We start from the raw sequence: 17,087 nt of genomic DNA, 5'->3' as shown, positions 1-17,087 counted from the left end.
ATGGGATTTAGTTATAATTAAGCCTATGACCAATCAATCCCATGTAAAGCAACTACACAGTTTAGACCATCACTTTTTAGTCGCCATGCCGAGCTTGGATGGCGGCTATTTTGAGAAAGCCGTGATCTACATTGTCGAAGACAATGAAACCGGCACGATGGGCATCAATTTAACGCAACCGATGCCCACCATGAATATTGAAACCCTACTGTCTCACTTTAAATATGAGATCAAAGGTCAGTATGACTATTTAGCAGATCCCGTTTTTGCTGGCGGACCGGTGGATGTTGAACGCGGCTTTGTCCTGCATCGTCCCATTGATGATTGGCAAAGCAGTATGACCCTCTCTGACCGTTTGGCAATGACGGTATCGGAAGACCTACTCAAAGGGCTGGCTGAAGGTCAGGGGCCACAAGATTTTATTGTGGCGCTGGGCTATTCCGGCTGGAAACCGAACCAATTAAACGCCGAACTGCAAAGCAATAGCTGGCTCACCTTGCCTTATAATGAAGCCCTGCTGTTTGAGGTACCGGCAGAGCGAAAATGGCAAGTCGCCCTCTCCACCTTGGGCGTCACGCCTGAATTTTTAAGCATGGAAGCAGGGCATGCCTAAATTTGCGCACTCACCGGCAGAAGTCAACGGAACGGTGATTGGCTTTGATTTTGGATTGAAACGCATTGGTGTCGCCATTGGGCAGACCATCACCGAAACCGCATCGCCCTTAGCGATTGTTGCCAGCCAGGATGGCAAACCGGATTGGACGCACATCAGCCAACTGTTTGCCGAGTGGCAACCCACCGCTATTGTGGTGGGCTTGCCCAAACGCCTGAATGGTGAAGAGCAACCCTTAACCCAATCGGCGCGAAAATTTGGTCAACGCTTAAGCGGTCGCTATCAGCGTCCGGTATTTTTTATCGACGAACAACTCAGCTCCATTGAAGCTGAAAATCGGATGAAAGGTCAGGTCGCGGCGCATCAACCCCTGGATGATCACGCTGCACAAATTATTTTAGAAAATTGGCTGCAACAAAGAAACACGCAACAGAGGACCCCCCTATGAGTGCCCGTCTCTCCACCCCCAATCTACAACTCGACGAACATGGTAGACTGCGTCATTTTTTAACTTTGGAAGGCTTAAAACAACCGCATCTGCTGGAAATTCTCGACACCGCTGAAACTTTTTTTGATCCACTGACGGGCGAAATTAACAAAGTGCCTCTGCTGGAAGGCAAAACCATTATGAATCTATTTTTTGAGCCCAGCACCCGCACCCGCACCACCTTTGAAATTGCGGAGAAAAAGCTCTCTGCAGATGTGATGAGCCTGGACATTGAGACCTCTGCCACCAAAAAAGGGGAATCTCTGCTCGACACCTTATGGAATCTACAAGCGATGCAGGCCGATATGTTTGTTATTCGTCACAGCGAAAGTGGTGCGGCGCAATTTTTTGCTCAACATGTGGCGCCTCATGTGCATGTGATTAACGGTGGTGATGGACGCCATGCCCACCCAAGTCAAGCACTGCTCGATATGTTCACCATTCGCAAGCATAAAGGGGAGATTTTTGATCTCAAGGTAGCGATTGTCGGCGATATTCTGCACTCGCGTGTTGTGCGCTCTCAAATTCAGGCCTTGAGCATTTTAGAAGCGCGCGAAATTCGCGTTATCGCGCCCAAGACACTGTTGCCCCCCTGCCCTGAAGCCTTAGGGGTGCATGTTTTTCACGATATAGAAGCGGGGCTAGAAGATGTCGATGTGGTGATTATGGTGCGCCTGCAAAACGAGCGCATGAAAGGCGCCCTACTCCCCAGCACCAAAGAATTTTTTAAACTGTACGGTATGACCCCAGAGCGGCTGGCACTTGCCAAGCCGGATGCGATTGTGATGCACCCAGGTCCCATTAATCGAGGGGTGGAGATTGATTCTGCCGTTGCGGATGGCCCACAGTCTGTGATTCTGGATCAAGTTCATAACGGTATTGCCGTACGCATGGCGATTATGAGCATTATTATGCAAAATGCGGCCGAAACAGAAAAAGGAGTCTGGGTATGAGTTTGGTGATTGAAAATATTCGCATTATTGATCCCGCCAATCAAATCGATGAAATCAGCAACCTTTATATTCACCGTGGCCGCTTTCTCTCCATTGGCAAAACCCCGCCAGCGGATTTTAATCCGAGTCAAATTATCGATGGCAGCGGAAAATGGCTCATTCCCGGTCTGGTGGATCTACAAGGTCGCCTCGGCGAACCAGGCAGCCGCTATGCCGGCAGCATTGCCACAGAAACCCGAGCTGCAGCGGCTGGCGGCATTACCACCATCTGCTGCCCACCGGATACTCAACCTGTGGCCGATACGCAAGCCGTCATAGAGTTAATTCAGCGTCGAGCGCGACAAGCGGCCACGGCCTTTGTGCTCCCCATCGGTGCCATGACCCAAGAATTGAAAGGCGAACTGCTGGCCAACCTCTATGCGCTCAAGCAAGAAGGCTGCATTGCCGTCTCACAGGCCAATGACCCCATTCAAAACCCACTGGTTTTACGCAACGCGCTCGACTATGCCGCCTCTTTCGACATATTGGTGATGATACGCAGTGAAAATCAGCAGATGAAAAACAACGGTGTCGCGCATGCTGGCGCCATTAGCTCTCGTTTAGGGTTAGAAGAGATTCCGGCTTCTGCGGAAACCATCGCCCTGGCTCGCGATCTGATTTTAGTGGAAGAGAGCGGCGTGCGTGCCCACTTCTCTCAACTCTCCACTGCGCGCTCAGTCTCTATGATTGCTGAAGCCAAAAAACGCGGTCTGCCGGTCACCTGTGATGTGGCGGTGCATCAACTCCACTTGACCGAATACGATACGATGGACTTTAACAGCCTCTTCCATGTCTCGCCCCCTTTACGCAGTCAAAAAGATATGGCAGCCCTCCGCTATGGTGTGCAGTCGGGCATTATTGATGCAGTGGTCAGTGACCATACGCCACTGCACCCAGATGATAAACTGCTGCCTTTTGCGGAAAGCCAGCCTGGCATCAGTGGCTTTGAAACCCTGTTGGCACTAATGCTAAAACTGGTGGAAATGAATCAATTGTCGCTCATGCAAGCCATTGCTGCTGTCACCGCCCATCCGGCCAATATTCTGCAAATCGACAGCGGCACCCTGACGGCAGGGCATTCAGCTGACTTTTGCATCATTAATCCCGAAGCACATTGGACTTTGGATCCTCAGCAGATGGTCAGTGCGGGCAATAACTCTCCCTTTGCTGGTTGGGAGTTTAACGGCGTGATCGAAGCCACCTACTTCCAAGGACGCCCAGTTTATCGTCATTCCAACCCATGATTCAGCTAGAATTTCAAGACCAGCAACCGCAAGCGAATGGCTACTGGCTGCAAACTTGGCAACGCACTGATGACCATCCTCAGCAGCTGCCCATTCAATTTGCCCTACACCTGAAAAATGCGGATCAACCGGGCTTTAATGCCACCTTAATGCTACAAGAAACCGAGTGCAGGACTGGGGATTCTGGCAAAAAATTGCAATTTTTGAGTCCACAAAAACTGATGCAGCCGCAAATCTTAACCCTGCCATTAGATTTGCACTGCCTTTGGCAGGCGCAGACCACCGGATTTTTCCATTGTTTTTTAGAACGCGAGGCATTACAGACGCATTTACAACAATGGCTTGCGCCCATGAACGGTCGCACACTGCTGATCACCGCCAAAGGGCAGCAGATCGCCACCGCTTTACATCTCATTCAACAGCTGCGACAGCTCCCCCCCGAGCAGCAACCTGAGATCGCTGTATTATTAGAAGCCGATGCTCAAGGTCAATTTCCTTTTCAACCCAAACCGGCTTTAATGCTGTTTGAAGAATTGGCACAGATTGCGCCGGAAGCGATTGGCATGATGCAGTTGCTGGAAGATTGGCAAATTGCCAATCGGCTCTGCAACCCAACATTTCAGCCCGGCTGCTATGACGGTACCATAGAAGCATTAATGGCTGCCTGGCAACAACAAGAACTAGAACACTGGCAACAACGCTGGGTGTGGCTCAATATGGATAAGAAAAATGACTAATTTCATCGACAAAACACAACTCCTGCAAAACTATCAAACCGTTCTGCAACGTATTGCCAAAGCGGAAGAAGCGGCTCATCGACAAGGTGAAGTCAAACTCCTTGCGGTCAGCAAAACCAAGCCGGCATGGATGGTGGAAGCTTTGGCAGAAAATGGACAGACCGCTTTTGGAGAAAATTATGTACAGGAAGCCGTAGAAAAGATTGAAGCGACCCAGAGACAGTTTCCGCACTTAGAGTGGCACTTTATTGGTCCCATTCAATCCAATAAGACCAAATATCTCGCGCAATACTTCCAGTGGGTGCACAGTATTGACCGCTTTAAAATCGCCCGTCGTTTAAGTGAACAACGGCCTGCAGAATTTCCGCCTTTACAGGTGCTGATTGAAGTCAATATTAGCCAAGAACCCAGTAAATCGGGCGTCCTGCCAGAAGAGGTGCTGCCTTTGACACAACAGATGATTCAGTTGCCCAATCTACAACTGCGAGGTCTCATGTGCATTCCGCAAAAAGCCGAGACACTTGAAGCACAAAGACGCCCTTTCAAAGCCATGAAAACCTTATTAACGCAACTGCAAGCTGCGTTGCCAACACAGAATCTGGATACCCTCTCAATGGGCATGTCCGCCGATCTCGAAGCCGCTATCCTGGAAGGGGCAACGCTGGTGCGCATTGGCACCGATATTTTTGGTAAACGAGATTAAGCCTTCCGTTCGACAAATACAGGCGCTCTACGCCGTTTCCTAGCGATAAAAAAGCCGATATACAACTGTGTATCGGCTGTTCTCCTTTTTGCGACATGAATGCAAATTGCCTTCTTTTGCCTCCATCTGCAAGGTCGAGGTGTCTATCCCTCTGTACGCTCTTTTTCGGCAGACTCAATGCTTTCTTTAGGAATTTCTACACCACTGGGCTTAAGCGTAATCTTGTCCAGTTTTGCCATCTCTGCCAGTTGGTCGTGCAGACTTTTGACCTTGTCGTACCAAGCAGAGAACGGCTTCTGCTCAGGATCGCGTTGTGACGCCACCTTCGCAAACAGCTCATCCGCTTTTTGCCGCGCTTCGTCAAACTGTGTATCCAACGTACCCACCACTTGCTGCATTTGCTGTAAGTAAGGGGGCAATTGTGCTGGACTGCCTGGTGGCGTCTCAGGTTTACCGGGCTCTGGTTGTGTGGCTTGCTGCACCTGTTGATAGGCTGCGGCTCTTTGGTAAGTTTGACTGCGCACCTCAGTTTTTTGCAGATCCAGCGACACATTGCTCAACTGCCCAAAATCAATATTCATCTGTTGTGCTTGTTTAAAAGCTTCCTCGATATCGCCCTCAAAAAATTGATTGGCCAATGCATCCACCTGATCAAACACATCATAAATGGCTTTCAGCTCATCTTGATTCAAATCTCCTTTCACCGAAAAGCCAAAACGCTCTTCAAATGCGGTCGACTCCATCGCTTCTGTCGATTCAAAATAGCGTGCGCCTTTAGGGCCTTGAGCTGCCGCTTGTTCATGCTGATAGGCTTGATATTCTGCATAGAGCTGACGAAAGTCAACCTGTACGATATCCCCCTCTTTGGTTTTTAGGGTCAAATTCATTGTTTGACTATAGCCATAAGCCTGCTGATACTTTTCACTGGCTGCAGCCGCTTCCAATCCACGCGCTGAAGGATGAAAGGCGGTTAATTCATCATTCCTTGGTGGTGGTGGTGGTGGCACAGACTTGCCTGCCTCTTGCTTTGAGTGTAGCAATTCATCTAATGCATTTTTTGGATTTTGGGCGGATTGATTCCCTCCCGTTAATTTTGTAATACTGGCCTGTAAAGGCGAAATTGTCTGGCTCATCTCTCTTCTCCTACTGAACGCTGATTTTTAAATGTTATCCCTTGTGCGTTCAATCACTTAATCGGCTATCTTTTCAAAAACTTAAATCGTATTCGATGGAAATCAACAATACAAACCAAGCTCAATAAGAAAAAGTTTATAATGATCTTACTATCCTATCGCCTAATAAGGAACGCTTCTATGAATCAAATCAAACTCTGTTTTATTGGTGCCGGCAATATGGCAAGAAGCATTATAGGTGGATTAATTGCAGATGGTTATCCACGAGAAAACCTATGCGCCACCGATCCCAATGCAGCGCACTGCCAACAATTTTCACAAACTATGGGGGTCAATTGCGAGAGCGATAATGTTCAGGCAGCGCAAGAAGCGGATGTCATTATTCTCTGTGTCAAACCGCAGCAGATCGCCCAAGTGTGTCAAGAGTTGGCGGACACCGTTCAAACCCGACACCCTTTAGTAATCTCTGTTGCGGCGGGCATTCGCACGCAAGACTTGAGCCAATGGTTAGGTGGCAAAGTTTCATTGGTGCGCGCCATGCCCAATACGCCAGCGTTGATTCGCAGCGGCGCAACCGCCCTGTTTGCAAATGAACAGGTCTCCGAAGCGCAACGCACGCAAGCTGAAAATATTTTACGCAGCACAGGCCTAGTGGTTTGGGTGAAAACCGAACAGCAAATTGACGCTGTCACCGCGCTTTCAGGCAGCGGGCCTGCCTACTATTTTCTTTTTATGGAAGCCATGGAACAAGCCGGTGTGGATTTGGGACTCGAGCCGCAAACAGCGCATCTGCTAACGCTTCAAACCGCATTGGGCGCGGCAAAAATGGCAATTGAAAGCACCGATGACTGCGCCACCTTGCGTCGCAAGGTCACCTCTCCGGGAGGCACGACAGAGCAAGCTTTAAAAGTATTTGAAGAAAAAGGCTGCCGTTCCCTGGTTGAACAGGCAATGCAGGCCGCCTATCAGCGTTCTTTAAGCCTGGCTGAAGAGCTGGGTAATCCCCTTAATGCCTTACAAGATAAAAAAGGAGTAGAGAAATGAGCCCGGTTGCGAATGGCGGATTGTTTTTACTGCAGTTTTTAGTTGGATTGGTCACTTTTGTCCTGATTTTGCGCTTTTTAATGCGCGCCACCCATGTGGACTGGCGCCATCCTGTGGTGGAATTTATTGCCAAAGTGACCAATCCGATCTGCCGCCCTTTAAATGCACTCTTTAAAAATATGGGTCGATGGGACTGGTCAGCCTTGCTCGCGGCCTTTATTGTCGAAGTGGCTTTTGTTGGCTTGATTGGCCTTCTCACAGGGCGCGATTTTGGTCTCATCACCATTTTACTGGTAAGTTTTAGCGAAATTGCAAATCAGATTTTAGATTTGGTTTTCTGGTTAATTATCATTCAAGTGATCTTAAGCTGGGTCAGTCCTGGCTACAATCCGAATACTGTTATTTTTGATCAGATGGTCTCCCCCATTCTTCGCCCCTTTCAACGTTTCATTCCCCCCATTGGCGGAATTGACCTCTCTCCGTTGGCGGTACTGGTACTAATTCAGCTGACCCAGATTGTATTACTTCGTCCCATTGTCGCGATTGCACAAGGGTTCGTCGGTCAATGACACCGGTCATGCAACAAGGGGAGGATCTGATCTTTACCATCTATCTACAACCCAAAGCGAGCCGGGATCAGATTCAAGGCTGGCACGATGGAGAGTTAAAAGTCGCCATTACCGCCCCCCCTATCGACGGCAAGGCCAATGCACATTTAATCAAATTTTTAAGTAAACAGTTTAAAACCAGTAAAAGTCATATTGAGATTCTGTCAGGTGAGCTCAGTCGTCATAAAAAAGTTCATATTCAGGCTCCTAAACAGATGCCTGCCTTGATTGAACAAGCACTGCAAGGTCATTTTGAGTAAAATAGCGTCTATGAGTGAAAAACAAAATTCTGTCGGCTTAGTTGAACCGCAAACACTCCATGTTGAAACGCCTTTAAAAATGGCGTCCGGAGCCATTTTGCCACAATATGATCTTGTCTATGAAACCTATGGCGAACTCAATCAAAGTCGCAGCAATGCCATTCTAATCTGCCACGCACTCAGTGGCAGTCACCATGTGGCTGGCTACTATCCTGGGGAAAAAACGCCTGGTTGGTGGGAAAACTATGTTGGACCAGGGAAACCAATCGATACCAATCATTTTTTTGTCGTCTGCTCCAATAACTTAGGTGGCTGCCATGGTTCCACTGGTCCGGCCTCCATCAACCCAGAAACGGGACGCTACTATGGCCCAGATTTTCCCATTGTCACCATTCCCGACTGGGTCAACAGTCAGAATGTATTGCGTGAACATTTAGGCATTGAACAGTGGGCGGCCGTGGTGGGTGGCTCCATGGGGGGCATGCAGGCATTGCAGTGGGCGATTCAATATCCTGATAAACTGGCACACTCTGTGGTCATCGCGGCCGCCCCCAAACTTTCAGCGCAAAATATCGCCTTTAACGAAGTGGCTCGCCGCGCCATTATGACCGATCCCGAATTCCATAATGGTCGCTATCTTGAAATGGGCACCCTGCCAAAACGCGGCTTGGCACTGGCACGCATGCTCGGCCATTTAACCTATCTCTCCGATGATATGATGGGCAGCAAATTTGGGCGTGAATTGCGTGAGGGCGAATTGAAATACCACTTTGATGTAGAGTTTCAGGTAGAAAGCTACTTGCGCTATCAAGGTGAGAAGTTTGCCACCAAACTGAAGTTTGACGCCAATACTTACCTACTGATGACTAAAGCGCTTGACTATTTCGACCCCGCCGCTGATTTTGACCATGATTTGAGCAAAGCACTGGCAGAGGCATCTGCTCAGTTTTGGGTCGCCTCTTTCACCACCGACTGGCGCTTCTCACCTGAACGCTCTCGAGAAATTGTCAAAGCGCTACTCGATAATGACGCGCCGGTCAGCTATGCTGAAATCCAATCTCAACATGGTCATGATGCCTTTTTACTGCCCAATGCCCATTATGAAGGCGCGTTTCGAGCTTATATGGATCGTGTCAAACAAACGGCCAACCATGCAGAGGAGGCGCGATCATGAACGTTTCTCCAGAATTTAAACTCATTGCCGACTGGATTACCCCTCATAGTCGCGTTTTAGATTTGGGGTGTGGGGATGGCACGCTGTTAGCCTATCTCAAACAACAACACCAGATTACCGGCTACGGTATGGAAGTGGATCCAGATAAAAATATCGCTGCCATGCAAAAAGGGTTGAATGTGATTCAAAGCGATCTCAATAGCCAAGACATCTGCCACTATTTTGATGAAGACTCTTTTGATTTTGTGATTATGACCCAAGCCCTGCAGGTGGTGGATCGTCCAGATATTTTGCTGGATGAGATGCTGGATGTCGGCAAACAGAGCATTATCACCTTCCCCAATTTTGGTCACTGGAAAAACCGTGCCCAACTGATGTTTACCGGCCGCATGCCCCAAAATGAAAATCTCCCTTATCACTGGTATGACACCCCCAATATTCACCTCTGCACCTTCAAAGATTTCGAAGAACTCTGCGAAGCCAAGGGCATTGAAGTGATGGCGCGTACGGTGGTGAATCATGAGCATCGCTCCACCCTTGCCATGCAACTGCTGCCCAACTGGTTTGGCGAAATCGCCCTTTATCGCGTGCAGCGTAAAATAGATAAAACTTAAAAAGAGGCCTCTGCACGAGATCCTTGCGGGGGCTCATCACGGGCTCAAATTTTATTCAACCCCCTCACTTACAAATAAAAACAATTCTTATTTGCAAAATTATTTCCTCAATGTTAAACTGCGCTTATCGATAATAATTATCATTTGTAAAGGAGTGAGTTATGCATACTCTTGACGAGTGTCAAGCTGAACAACACTGTGAAATTACCGCCCTAAAGGGAGATTTAGAGACCAAGCTTCGCTTGGTCAATTTGGGCTTTCACACCCATAGCCACATTAAAGTGGTAATGGTTCGCGATCAGGCCATTGTCGTCTGTGTAGATGGTTCTCGTTTTGCCATTGATAAATCCCTAGCGCAAAATATTGAGATTGGAGAACCCCTATGACCATTCCTAGCCCCAAAATCAATCAACAACTGAATCAGGCGCCCCACAAACATCATAAGACCTATCAAATTGCCCTCATTGGCAGCCCAAATTGTGGCAAAACGACCCTATTCAACCGCTTAACCGGTGCTCAGCAATCCACAGGTAACTGGCCTGGTGTGACCGTAGAAAAAAAAGTCGGGCATTTTAAAATCGGGGACAAAGATTTCAGCTTAATCGACCTCCCAGGGGTTTACTCCCTTGAAGCCTCTTCTCACGCCGGTTTAGATGAAAAGGTGGCACGAGACTTTCTTTCTTGCCAACCGGTTGATTTAGTTCTGAATATTGTGGATGCCACCAGTTTAGAACGGCAGCTTTACCTTACTGCACAGTTGCTCCATATGGGTTTGCCGATGATTGTGGTGCTTAACCGCATGGATCTGCTTAAAGAACGCAATATCGTCATTGATGAACAAAAGCTGGCTGAAAAGTTGGGCTGCCCAGTCATCCCCATCTCAGCCTATTACAATAAAGGGATTAAAGCGCTCAAGGAAGCGATCCCCAAATATCTAAATAAGCAATGTTCACTCCATTTTGAACTCCCTGACGCTTTGCATGAAAGTGTCCACAAAATCAAAAAATTAATCCCTGAACAAAATAATGTCAGCTGCTGGAAAATACTCCAATTGCTGATGCACCCTGAAGAAGCGCCTGTGGAAATCCGCTCTCTAATAGAAGCGGAAAAAAAACAGCTAGAAGCCCATTATCAGGAAGAAATCGCTTTATTAGTCGCCGATCTCTATTTTCAGTTCGCCCATGAAGCGAGCCATGCCAGCCAGCGATTTTTAAATAAATTTACGCGGAATACGACGGAAATATTAGATCGTTGGGCGCTACACCCCAAACTGGGCGTGCCTATTTTCCTCACCATTATGTATCTACTCTTTGCCCTTTCTATTAGCATCGGCAATCTCTTTTTGGATTTCTTTGATCAAAGCGCCCAAGCGCTATTTGTCGATACACCGACGCATTGGCTACAAGAGATCGGGGCGCCCAGCTGGCTCATTGCGTTGCTACCTGGCGGTATCGGTTCCGGGATACAGGTCGTCGCCACCTTTATCCCCGTGATTGGCGCACTTTTTCTCCTCTTGTCTATTTTAGAAGAGACTGGCTATATGCAACGCGCTGCCTTAATTATGGACCGCTCCTTACGTAAACTGGGTCTATCTGGACAAGCATTTATCCCGCTGGTGGTTGGCTTTGGATGTAATGTGCCCGCGGTACTGGCGACACGTACCCTTCCCAACCATCGTGACCGCATTATGACCATTATGATGACGCCTTTTATGTCTTGCAGTGCGCGTTTGACGGTCTATATTCTGTTTGCTGCAGCCTTTTTTGCCAACCATGCGGCTTTACTGGTCTTTTCGCTTTACCTATTAGGGATTGTTGCAGCGGTTCTCACGGCGCTCTTATTAAAGAAAACACTCCTACCTGGTGAAGCGCCACCTCTGCTCATGGAACTGCCGGTTTACCACAAACCTGCAGTGATCAATGTCCTACTCAATACCCGTAATAAACTGAAAGGCTTTATTCTCGATGCGGGTAAAATTATTGTGATTATCGTTCTGATTCTAAACTTTTTAAATAGCCTTGGCACTGATGGCACTTGGGGTCACCAAGACCAACCCACTTCTGTCTTAAGTACGATGGCGAAAAGCGCAACGCCGGTGGTTGAGCCCTTAGGCGTCACCGAAGACAACTGGCCTGCCACCGTTGGTTTAATTACCGGTTTCCTGGCCAAAGAAGTGGTCGTGGGCTCATTAGATGCCCTCTATCAAAATATGGATCAAAAATCCCAATCACAACAATCTGAGCAAGATGAATCTTATTCTCTCGGAGAGCAGCTAATGACCGCTCTGGGAACCATTCCGGATAACTTTCACGCACTTTGGCGGGGCATTATAGATCCGCTCGGACTGGGAGGTTTAGCCGCTGTCTCCAATCAGCAGGCAGCCGCGGAAGAGCAAGGGGTGTCTACCAGTACTCTGAACAAAATGGTCAACCATTTTGATGGTCAAATCGGTGCTTATGCCTACCTGCTCTTTGTACTCCTCTATTTCCCTTGCGTCGCCACCTTTGGTGCCATTAAACAAGAGTTGGGCTGGCGCTGGGCGTTAACAAGTGGGAGCTGGAGTCTCTTTTTAGGCTACAGTGTCGCGGTCACTTTCTACCAAGTCGCCACTTGGTCGCGTCACCCTGAAAGTTCCGCGCTCTGGTTGCTATTTTTTACAGGGGTCTACCTCACCCTCTATAACGTTCTCAAACGCATTGGCAGACAGTACAATGATCTTAAGAGAAATTAAACATTACATTCAAGAACAGGGTCAGGTCAGTTTAGAGGATATTATCAATCATTTTGATCTGACCGAGCCTGGGGCGGAAGCGATGTTAGAGCGTCTGGTGCAACAAGGGTATGTACTCCCCTTGCCGCAAACGGAAAGCAGCTGTCAAACTGGCAGCTGTGGAGGATGCACCCAAGCCGGAGGCGGCAGTCCGCGTTTTCAATGGATACCCAGAAAAGTCAAACCCTTGCCTTTTCAAATTCAATCTTAATCTTTTACATCATTGAACGGTTAAAGCATTTCTTATCTCTTTAACCGTCCTATCCTCTTATTAACTTGAATGCCAACTTCACTCAAACAAATAAAAGCGCTTATGACCACTCTTCAGGTACTTACATTTCAAGCGATTCGGTCGATCTTAAGGCCTGATCCTTAACCGTTGGATAAACGGCCATCGCATCTCTTAATTCATGTAACTGAATAAAACGGGTAATGATTTGTTGGGTTTCTACTGGAATAAATTCAAATTCAATGCCCACAATATATTTATAATCAGGCGCATCAATTTTTCTGACCATCACCATTCGCCCTTTGGGCACGACTAAATCTTCATCCAGCTGCATAAACACATTAAAACGGGTAAATTTCTCATACAGTTCATTGGTTTTAAAAGCACAGCCACCTGCACTTAAATTCACCGTCAGTACCGGCCAATTTTTGCTGTTTGAAATCATCTGAAATTTATCTTTCAAACGATTCAGCATATCCACCAATAAATTATATTTCTCGATTAACAACAATAAAATTTGTGCAGGTAGAATGCCTTTTGCTGCGACTTGATCCAAGTTTTTTACAAATTGCCGAAAATCAAAATGGCGACGATGCGTAGGTTGGAAGATAAATAAACGCCCATCAATGCTGGTTTCAGCTACCTGAATCAGCTCCTGAATCAGTTCATCCATTTGAATATAAAAATCTTGCATCAGCGGTAAAAGTTTATTACTTTTTACTGCCGTAGGCGGCCGATGCCTTTTATCGATGCGCAATCGATACTTATAATCTGGGGCTTGAGAAGGATCGGATAAATTTAAATAGTGCTCGATAAACCACTGGATCAACTCCAATCGCTTTTCAAACATATAAAACACATTCAAGGTCTGTGACTGGCCCTGCAAAAGCTTTTGCAACAAAGCCTTGACTTCCGAATCAATGGCTTCAATTCTCGCTGCCTCTCTCGGAGAAACAATCTCTTTACGCAACTGCTCAAGCGTGCGTTCAAGCCCTTCATCGGTTTGTAAATAGATGGGAATCTCCACATCATAACGAAAAAACCGTCTTACATTAGCCACCCACTTCTCCTTTCAGAACGTGCTGTAACCAGCGAGAAATATCCTCAATCTCTTGTGGACAAACCGTGTGCTCCATAGGGTAAGTGTGCCATTCCACATCGTACCCCTTTTTAACCAATGCCTCTCGGCTTTGCTCAACAACACTCAACGGCAAAATCTTGTCACTCAATCCATATGCCATAAAAATGGGCAATCCTCTATGCTGAAAAAACTGTTGGGGGAGTGGAAAATAGGTCGATAATGCCATCACCCCCGCCAAACGATATTCATAGCTTAAAGCGGTATGCAGTGCAATCACCCCGCCTTGTGAAAAGCCAGCTAATACAATCTTTTCCGGTGCAATGCCTTGGTCGATTTGATCCTGAATCCACCCAAACACCCGGTAACAACTGACACGAATCCCCGCGGCATCCACATCATGCAATAGATCCAGACTGCGGATATCATACCAACGGCGCATCGGCATGCCGCCATTTACCGTCACAGGTCCAATCGGCGCTGTCGGAAAAACAAAACGGATACGATGGTCTGCGGGAAGCTTTAGCTGTGGATAGAGGGAAGCAAAATCATTGCCATCCGCCCCTAATCCATGCAACCAAATGACACACGCCTCAGCCATGCCACTTTTAGGTTCAATGATGATTGGATTCATAATAAAGTGAAATACGGATTTTGGTAATTAATGTATTTTAACAGATGCCATCACGACAACTGTGAGCTTATAGGGATTGATTGCGCATGAATCAGCAATCGCACAACGCGCGCATAACTGATAAAATGTTCATTTTAACGACGGGCATTTAGACAGATGGCACAGCAACAACCGAAACAGCGAAAGAGATTCAAGCGCAGCCTTATTTTTTTGAGTCTTATCAGCCTAATGGCCTTCTCTGTTTTAAGCTTAAGCAGCTGCGGTAAAAAGGGACCTTTGTATCTGCCAGATGATCCTAAGCATGCCCCGAAAAAACCTCAAAAACTATAATAATTGGACACCCATAGAATGTTTAATACCCACTCTCCTCAATTCACTTATCAAAATGGAACGCTGCATATTGAGCAGGTTGCGGTGAAAGATTTAGCCCAGCAGTTTGGCACACCACTTTATGCCTATAGCCGTCAACATTTTGAACAGCGCTGGCAAGCGTTTGACCAAGCTTTTGGTGAGCAACCACACCTGGTCTGCTATGCGGTTAAAGCCAACTCGAATATTGCCATTTTAAATCTGCTGGCCAAGCAAGGCGCTGGATTTGATATTGTCTCTCAAGGTGAATTGGAGCGGGTGTTGGCAGCTGGCGGCGATCCGAAAAAGGTGGTTTTCTCAGGGGTGGCGAAAAAGCCTGCAGAAATCCGTCGCGCACTGGAAGTGGGCATTAAGTGTTTTAATATTGAATCCCATGCTGAACTGGATCGGATCCAACAAGTGGCTGCCGAAATGGATGCCATTGCGCCCATTTCCATTCGCGTCAATCCAGATGTGGATGCCAAAACCCACCCATATATCTCCACCGGCTTGAAGGACAACAAGTTTGGTGTAGCAATTCATACCGCGCCTGAACTCTATGCCCAAGCCGCGCAAATGCCCAATATTCAAATTTTGGGGATTGATTGCCATATTGGTTCTCAACTTATCGATACCCATCCATTTGTCGACGCCATTCAAAGAGTACTGCATTTAAAAGAGACCCTACAACAACAAAGCATAGAGATTCACCATTTGGATTTGGGCGGTGGCTTAGGTATTCAATACACCGATGAGCAGCCCCCCAGCATTCCAGAGTATGTGCAAACACTGGTCAAAACTGTGGCCGACGAGGGGGTAGAGATTTTAATTGAACCCGGTCGCGCCATTGCCGGCAATGGCGGCATGTTGATCACTCAAGTGGAATTTTTAAAAATCACTGAGCACAAAAACTTTGCCATTATCGATGCGGCAATGAACGATCTAATTCGCCCAGCCCTTTATCAGAGTCATCAAGACATTGTGCCGGTTTCACCGCATCAATCTGGATTTGAACTCTCTTGGGATCTGGTGGGGCCAGTTTGTGAAACGGGTGATTTTTTAGGCAAAAATCGTCGCCTTAATTTAAATGAAGGGGATCTGCTCGCCGTGCTCTCGGCAGGCGCTTACGGCTTTACCATGAGCTCCAATTACAATACCCGCCCCCGTGTAGCAGAGGTGTTAGTGGAGGGTGACCAAGTTCATGAAATTCGTCCTCGCGAGACTTGGCAAGATCTGTTTGGCTCTGAAAAACTGATTCCAAGCTGATGCAATCCAACCCCCCCGCACAAAAATCGCTGATTCAACGCCCTGCCCTCTCACCCAAACAGCGATTGCTGGCACGCCACTGCCTGTTTGATGAGATGGATGGCAGTCTTTGGGTGGATGCGCGCAAGGTCGAACCTGAAATCGGCGCCTTGCAAGTGCCCGCTTGGGACAATATGATGCTGGGACGCGAGACTATTCCTCATTATCCTGTGCACTGGCGCATTTTTGAGTGGCCAGCTCATGCTGCCTTGCAACAGTGGCGCAAAGCGATCCCTACCTGGGTTCAGCAAAGTTGTGCGCTGTTTCCTTCTCATCAACTCAAAATGCTGCATGCGGTGGCCAAATATCCTCAACTGTTAGAGCTACTTGACCTCGCACCCGTGCTGGTCTGGCGATTGGTCAAAAGCCCACTCACTGAAGAGGCTATTCGCCAACTTTTAGGTCAAAAACAGACCTATTGGCTGGGTAAACTCGGCTGGCCGGAGCAGAAAGAGACTTTACGATTGCTCAAAAAATTACGCCTGCGTTTTGTCAATCAAGAGGTGGCAGAAAGCATTGAAACCTGTCTACTCGATCAGAACCGTTTACAGAAATTGCAGCAACTGCCACGCATTAACTCCATGGCGCTCTCTTTAGCGGCACGATTTCCGGAACTGATTGGCAGTCGGCTCCAGCAAACCCTGGCTCAGCTGCCTTGTCGCCCCATGCAGTGCCAAAGTATGATTGCACTGCTAGAAGATGCGTTTCAACTGGCAGAGTTTTGTCAGTATTCCGAAGCAGAACAGATGATTGGCCAATGTCGTTATTTGACGGATGTAGAAACGCTTTATCAAAGCTGGATAGCACAAGTCATACAAGATGCCCAACTGCACGCTTTAGCGATTACACAACAGCCTCAACAGCTCAGTCAATCTGAGCAAATTGCGCAACTGAGCCAACTGCAACAGCACGCTTGGTTTGCGGAAATTACACCAACAGACTGCCTTTACACTTGGCAAATGCTCAATGAAGAGGGCGATTCCATCCTCATTGGCGTATGCATCCATATGGCTAATAACCGCTGGCAATTGAAAAAAGCCCGCGTGAATCAAAACCAACTCCCGAACGCGCAGCTGCTTAGCCAAATTTTACTGTGGTTAGAGACGCTTTAAAG

General features: G+C 47.6%; 20 protein-coding genes. 17 read left to right on the top strand and 3 right to left on the bottom strand.

The features are described 5' to 3' along the window. Window positions 1–25: 25 nt before the first annotated feature. From ACYQ05_RS07745 to ACYQ05_RS07720, 6 genes are read left to right on the top strand one after another with little or no spacing between them, the layout of a single operon-like run. Window positions 26–613, top strand: a complete 588-nt coding sequence (locus ACYQ05_RS07745) for a YqgE/AlgH family protein (protein WP_459819913.1) — start codon at window positions 26–28, stop codon at window positions 611–613. Next, complete coding sequence (ruvX, locus tag ACYQ05_RS07740; RefSeq protein ID WP_459819911.1) at window positions 606–1,061, top strand: Holliday junction resolvase RuvX; 456 nt, start codon at window positions 606–608, stop codon at window positions 1,059–1,061. Before ACYQ05_RS07745 ends, ruvX begins: the two co-directional genes overlap by 8 nt. Next, window positions 1,058–2,053 (top strand): aspartate carbamoyltransferase catalytic subunit, encoded by a 996-nt coding sequence (locus ACYQ05_RS07735; protein WP_459819910.1) that lies wholly within the window; start codon window positions 1,058–1,060, stop codon window positions 2,051–2,053. Before ruvX ends, ACYQ05_RS07735 begins: the two co-directional genes overlap by 4 nt. Further along, window positions 2,050–3,336 (top strand): dihydroorotase, encoded by a 1,287-nt coding sequence (locus ACYQ05_RS07730; protein ID WP_459819908.1) that lies wholly within the window; start codon window positions 2,050–2,052, stop codon window positions 3,334–3,336. Before ACYQ05_RS07735 ends, ACYQ05_RS07730 begins: the two co-directional genes overlap by 4 nt. Next, window positions 3,333–4,073, top strand: a complete 741-nt coding sequence (locus ACYQ05_RS07725; protein ID WP_459819907.1) for a hypothetical protein — start codon at window positions 3,333–3,335, stop codon at window positions 4,071–4,073. Before ACYQ05_RS07730 ends, ACYQ05_RS07725 begins: the two co-directional genes overlap by 4 nt. Beyond that, window positions 4,066–4,776, top strand: a complete 711-nt coding sequence (locus ACYQ05_RS07720) for a YggS family pyridoxal phosphate-dependent enzyme (protein ID WP_459819905.1) — start codon at window positions 4,066–4,068, stop codon at window positions 4,774–4,776. Before ACYQ05_RS07725 ends, ACYQ05_RS07720 begins: the two co-directional genes overlap by 8 nt. Window positions 4,777–4,919: 143 nt before the next feature. On the opposite strand, the gene ACYQ05_RS07715 is transcribed toward ACYQ05_RS07720, so the two are convergent. Further along, entirely contained in the window at window positions 4,920–5,909 is a 990-nt protein-coding gene (locus ACYQ05_RS07715) for a hypothetical protein (RefSeq protein ID WP_459819903.1), read from the bottom strand. A gap of 180 nt (window positions 5,910–6,089) precedes the next feature. On the opposite strand from ACYQ05_RS07715, the gene proC reads away from it, so the two are divergent. The 8 genes from proC (at window position 6,090) to ACYQ05_RS07675 (ending at window position 12,590) form a co-directional block, all read left to right on the top strand. Then, window positions 6,090–6,953: a pyrroline-5-carboxylate reductase gene (gene proC / locus ACYQ05_RS07710; protein WP_459819901.1), complete on the top strand. Its 864-nt coding sequence runs from the start codon at window positions 6,090–6,092 to the stop codon at window positions 6,951–6,953. Then, complete coding sequence (locus ACYQ05_RS07705; RefSeq protein WP_459819899.1) at window positions 6,950–7,522, top strand: YggT family protein; 573 nt, start codon at window positions 6,950–6,952, stop codon at window positions 7,520–7,522. Before proC ends, ACYQ05_RS07705 begins: the two co-directional genes overlap by 4 nt. Then, complete coding sequence (gene yggU, locus ACYQ05_RS07700) at window positions 7,519–7,821, top strand: DUF167 family protein YggU (RefSeq protein WP_459819897.1); 303 nt, start codon at window positions 7,519–7,521, stop codon at window positions 7,819–7,821. The genes ACYQ05_RS07705 and yggU overlap by 4 nt, the downstream gene beginning before the upstream one ends. A gap of 10 nt (window positions 7,822–7,831) precedes the next feature. Next, window positions 7,832–8,995, top strand: a complete 1,164-nt coding sequence (gene metX / locus ACYQ05_RS07695) for a homoserine O-succinyltransferase MetX (RefSeq protein WP_459819895.1) — start codon at window positions 7,832–7,834, stop codon at window positions 8,993–8,995. Continuing rightward, complete coding sequence (gene metW / locus ACYQ05_RS07690) at window positions 8,992–9,609, top strand: methionine biosynthesis protein MetW (protein ID WP_459819893.1); 618 nt, start codon at window positions 8,992–8,994, stop codon at window positions 9,607–9,609. The genes metX and metW overlap by 4 nt, the downstream gene beginning before the upstream one ends. Before the next feature lie 161 nt (window positions 9,610–9,770). Continuing rightward, window positions 9,771–9,995 (top strand): FeoA family protein, encoded by a 225-nt coding sequence (locus ACYQ05_RS07685; protein ID WP_459819891.1) that lies wholly within the window; start codon window positions 9,771–9,773, stop codon window positions 9,993–9,995. Further along, window positions 9,992–12,340, top strand: coding sequence for a Fe(2+) transporter permease subunit FeoB (gene feoB / locus ACYQ05_RS07680; RefSeq protein WP_459819889.1), 2,349 nt, complete (start codon window positions 9,992–9,994; stop codon window positions 12,338–12,340). The genes ACYQ05_RS07685 and feoB overlap by 4 nt, the downstream gene beginning before the upstream one ends. Further along, window positions 12,321–12,590, top strand: a complete 270-nt coding sequence (locus tag ACYQ05_RS07675) for a FeoC-like transcriptional regulator (protein WP_459819887.1) — start codon at window positions 12,321–12,323, stop codon at window positions 12,588–12,590. The genes feoB and ACYQ05_RS07675 overlap by 20 nt, the downstream gene beginning before the upstream one ends. Window positions 12,591–12,711: 121 nt before the next feature. Here ACYQ05_RS07675 and ACYQ05_RS07670 read toward each other — a convergent pair whose 3' ends face one another. Together ACYQ05_RS07670 and ACYQ05_RS07665 are read right to left on the bottom strand one after the other, a co-directional pair. Next, the gene (locus ACYQ05_RS07670) at window positions 12,712–13,668 is read right to left on the bottom strand and encodes a PilZ domain-containing protein (protein ID WP_459819885.1); all 957 of its coding nucleotides are present in this window, start codon (window positions 13,666–13,668) and stop codon (window positions 12,712–12,714) included. Further along, on the bottom strand, window positions 13,661–14,320 hold the full coding sequence (locus ACYQ05_RS07665) for an alpha/beta hydrolase (RefSeq protein ID WP_459819883.1): 660 nt from the start codon (window positions 14,318–14,320) through the stop codon (window positions 13,661–13,663). The genes ACYQ05_RS07670 and ACYQ05_RS07665 overlap by 8 nt, the downstream gene beginning before the upstream one ends. Before the next feature lie 156 nt (window positions 14,321–14,476). Here ACYQ05_RS07665 and lptM point away from each other — a divergent pair, with 156 nt between their 5' ends. From lptM to ACYQ05_RS07650, 3 genes are read left to right on the top strand one after another with little or no spacing between them, the layout of a single operon-like run. Beyond that, window positions 14,477–14,650, top strand: a complete 174-nt coding sequence (gene lptM / locus ACYQ05_RS07660; RefSeq protein WP_459819881.1) for an LPS translocon maturation chaperone LptM — start codon at window positions 14,477–14,479, stop codon at window positions 14,648–14,650. Window positions 14,651–14,668: 18 nt separating this feature from the next. Continuing rightward, entirely contained in the window at window positions 14,669–15,934 is a 1,266-nt protein-coding gene (gene lysA / locus ACYQ05_RS07655) for a diaminopimelate decarboxylase (protein ID WP_459819879.1), read from the top strand. Next, on the top strand, window positions 15,934–17,085 hold the full coding sequence (locus ACYQ05_RS07650) for a hypothetical protein (protein ID WP_459819878.1): 1,152 nt from the start codon (window positions 15,934–15,936) through the stop codon (window positions 17,083–17,085). The genes lysA and ACYQ05_RS07650 overlap by 1 nt, the downstream gene beginning before the upstream one ends. The last annotated feature ends 2 nt before the right edge of the window (window positions 17,086–17,087 follow it).

It is taken from the genome of Galenea microaerophila (genome assembly GCF_054657255.1).
The sequence above is the reverse complement of the archived record's forward strand: the minus strand, read 5'-3'. Positions and strand labels throughout refer to the sequence as shown.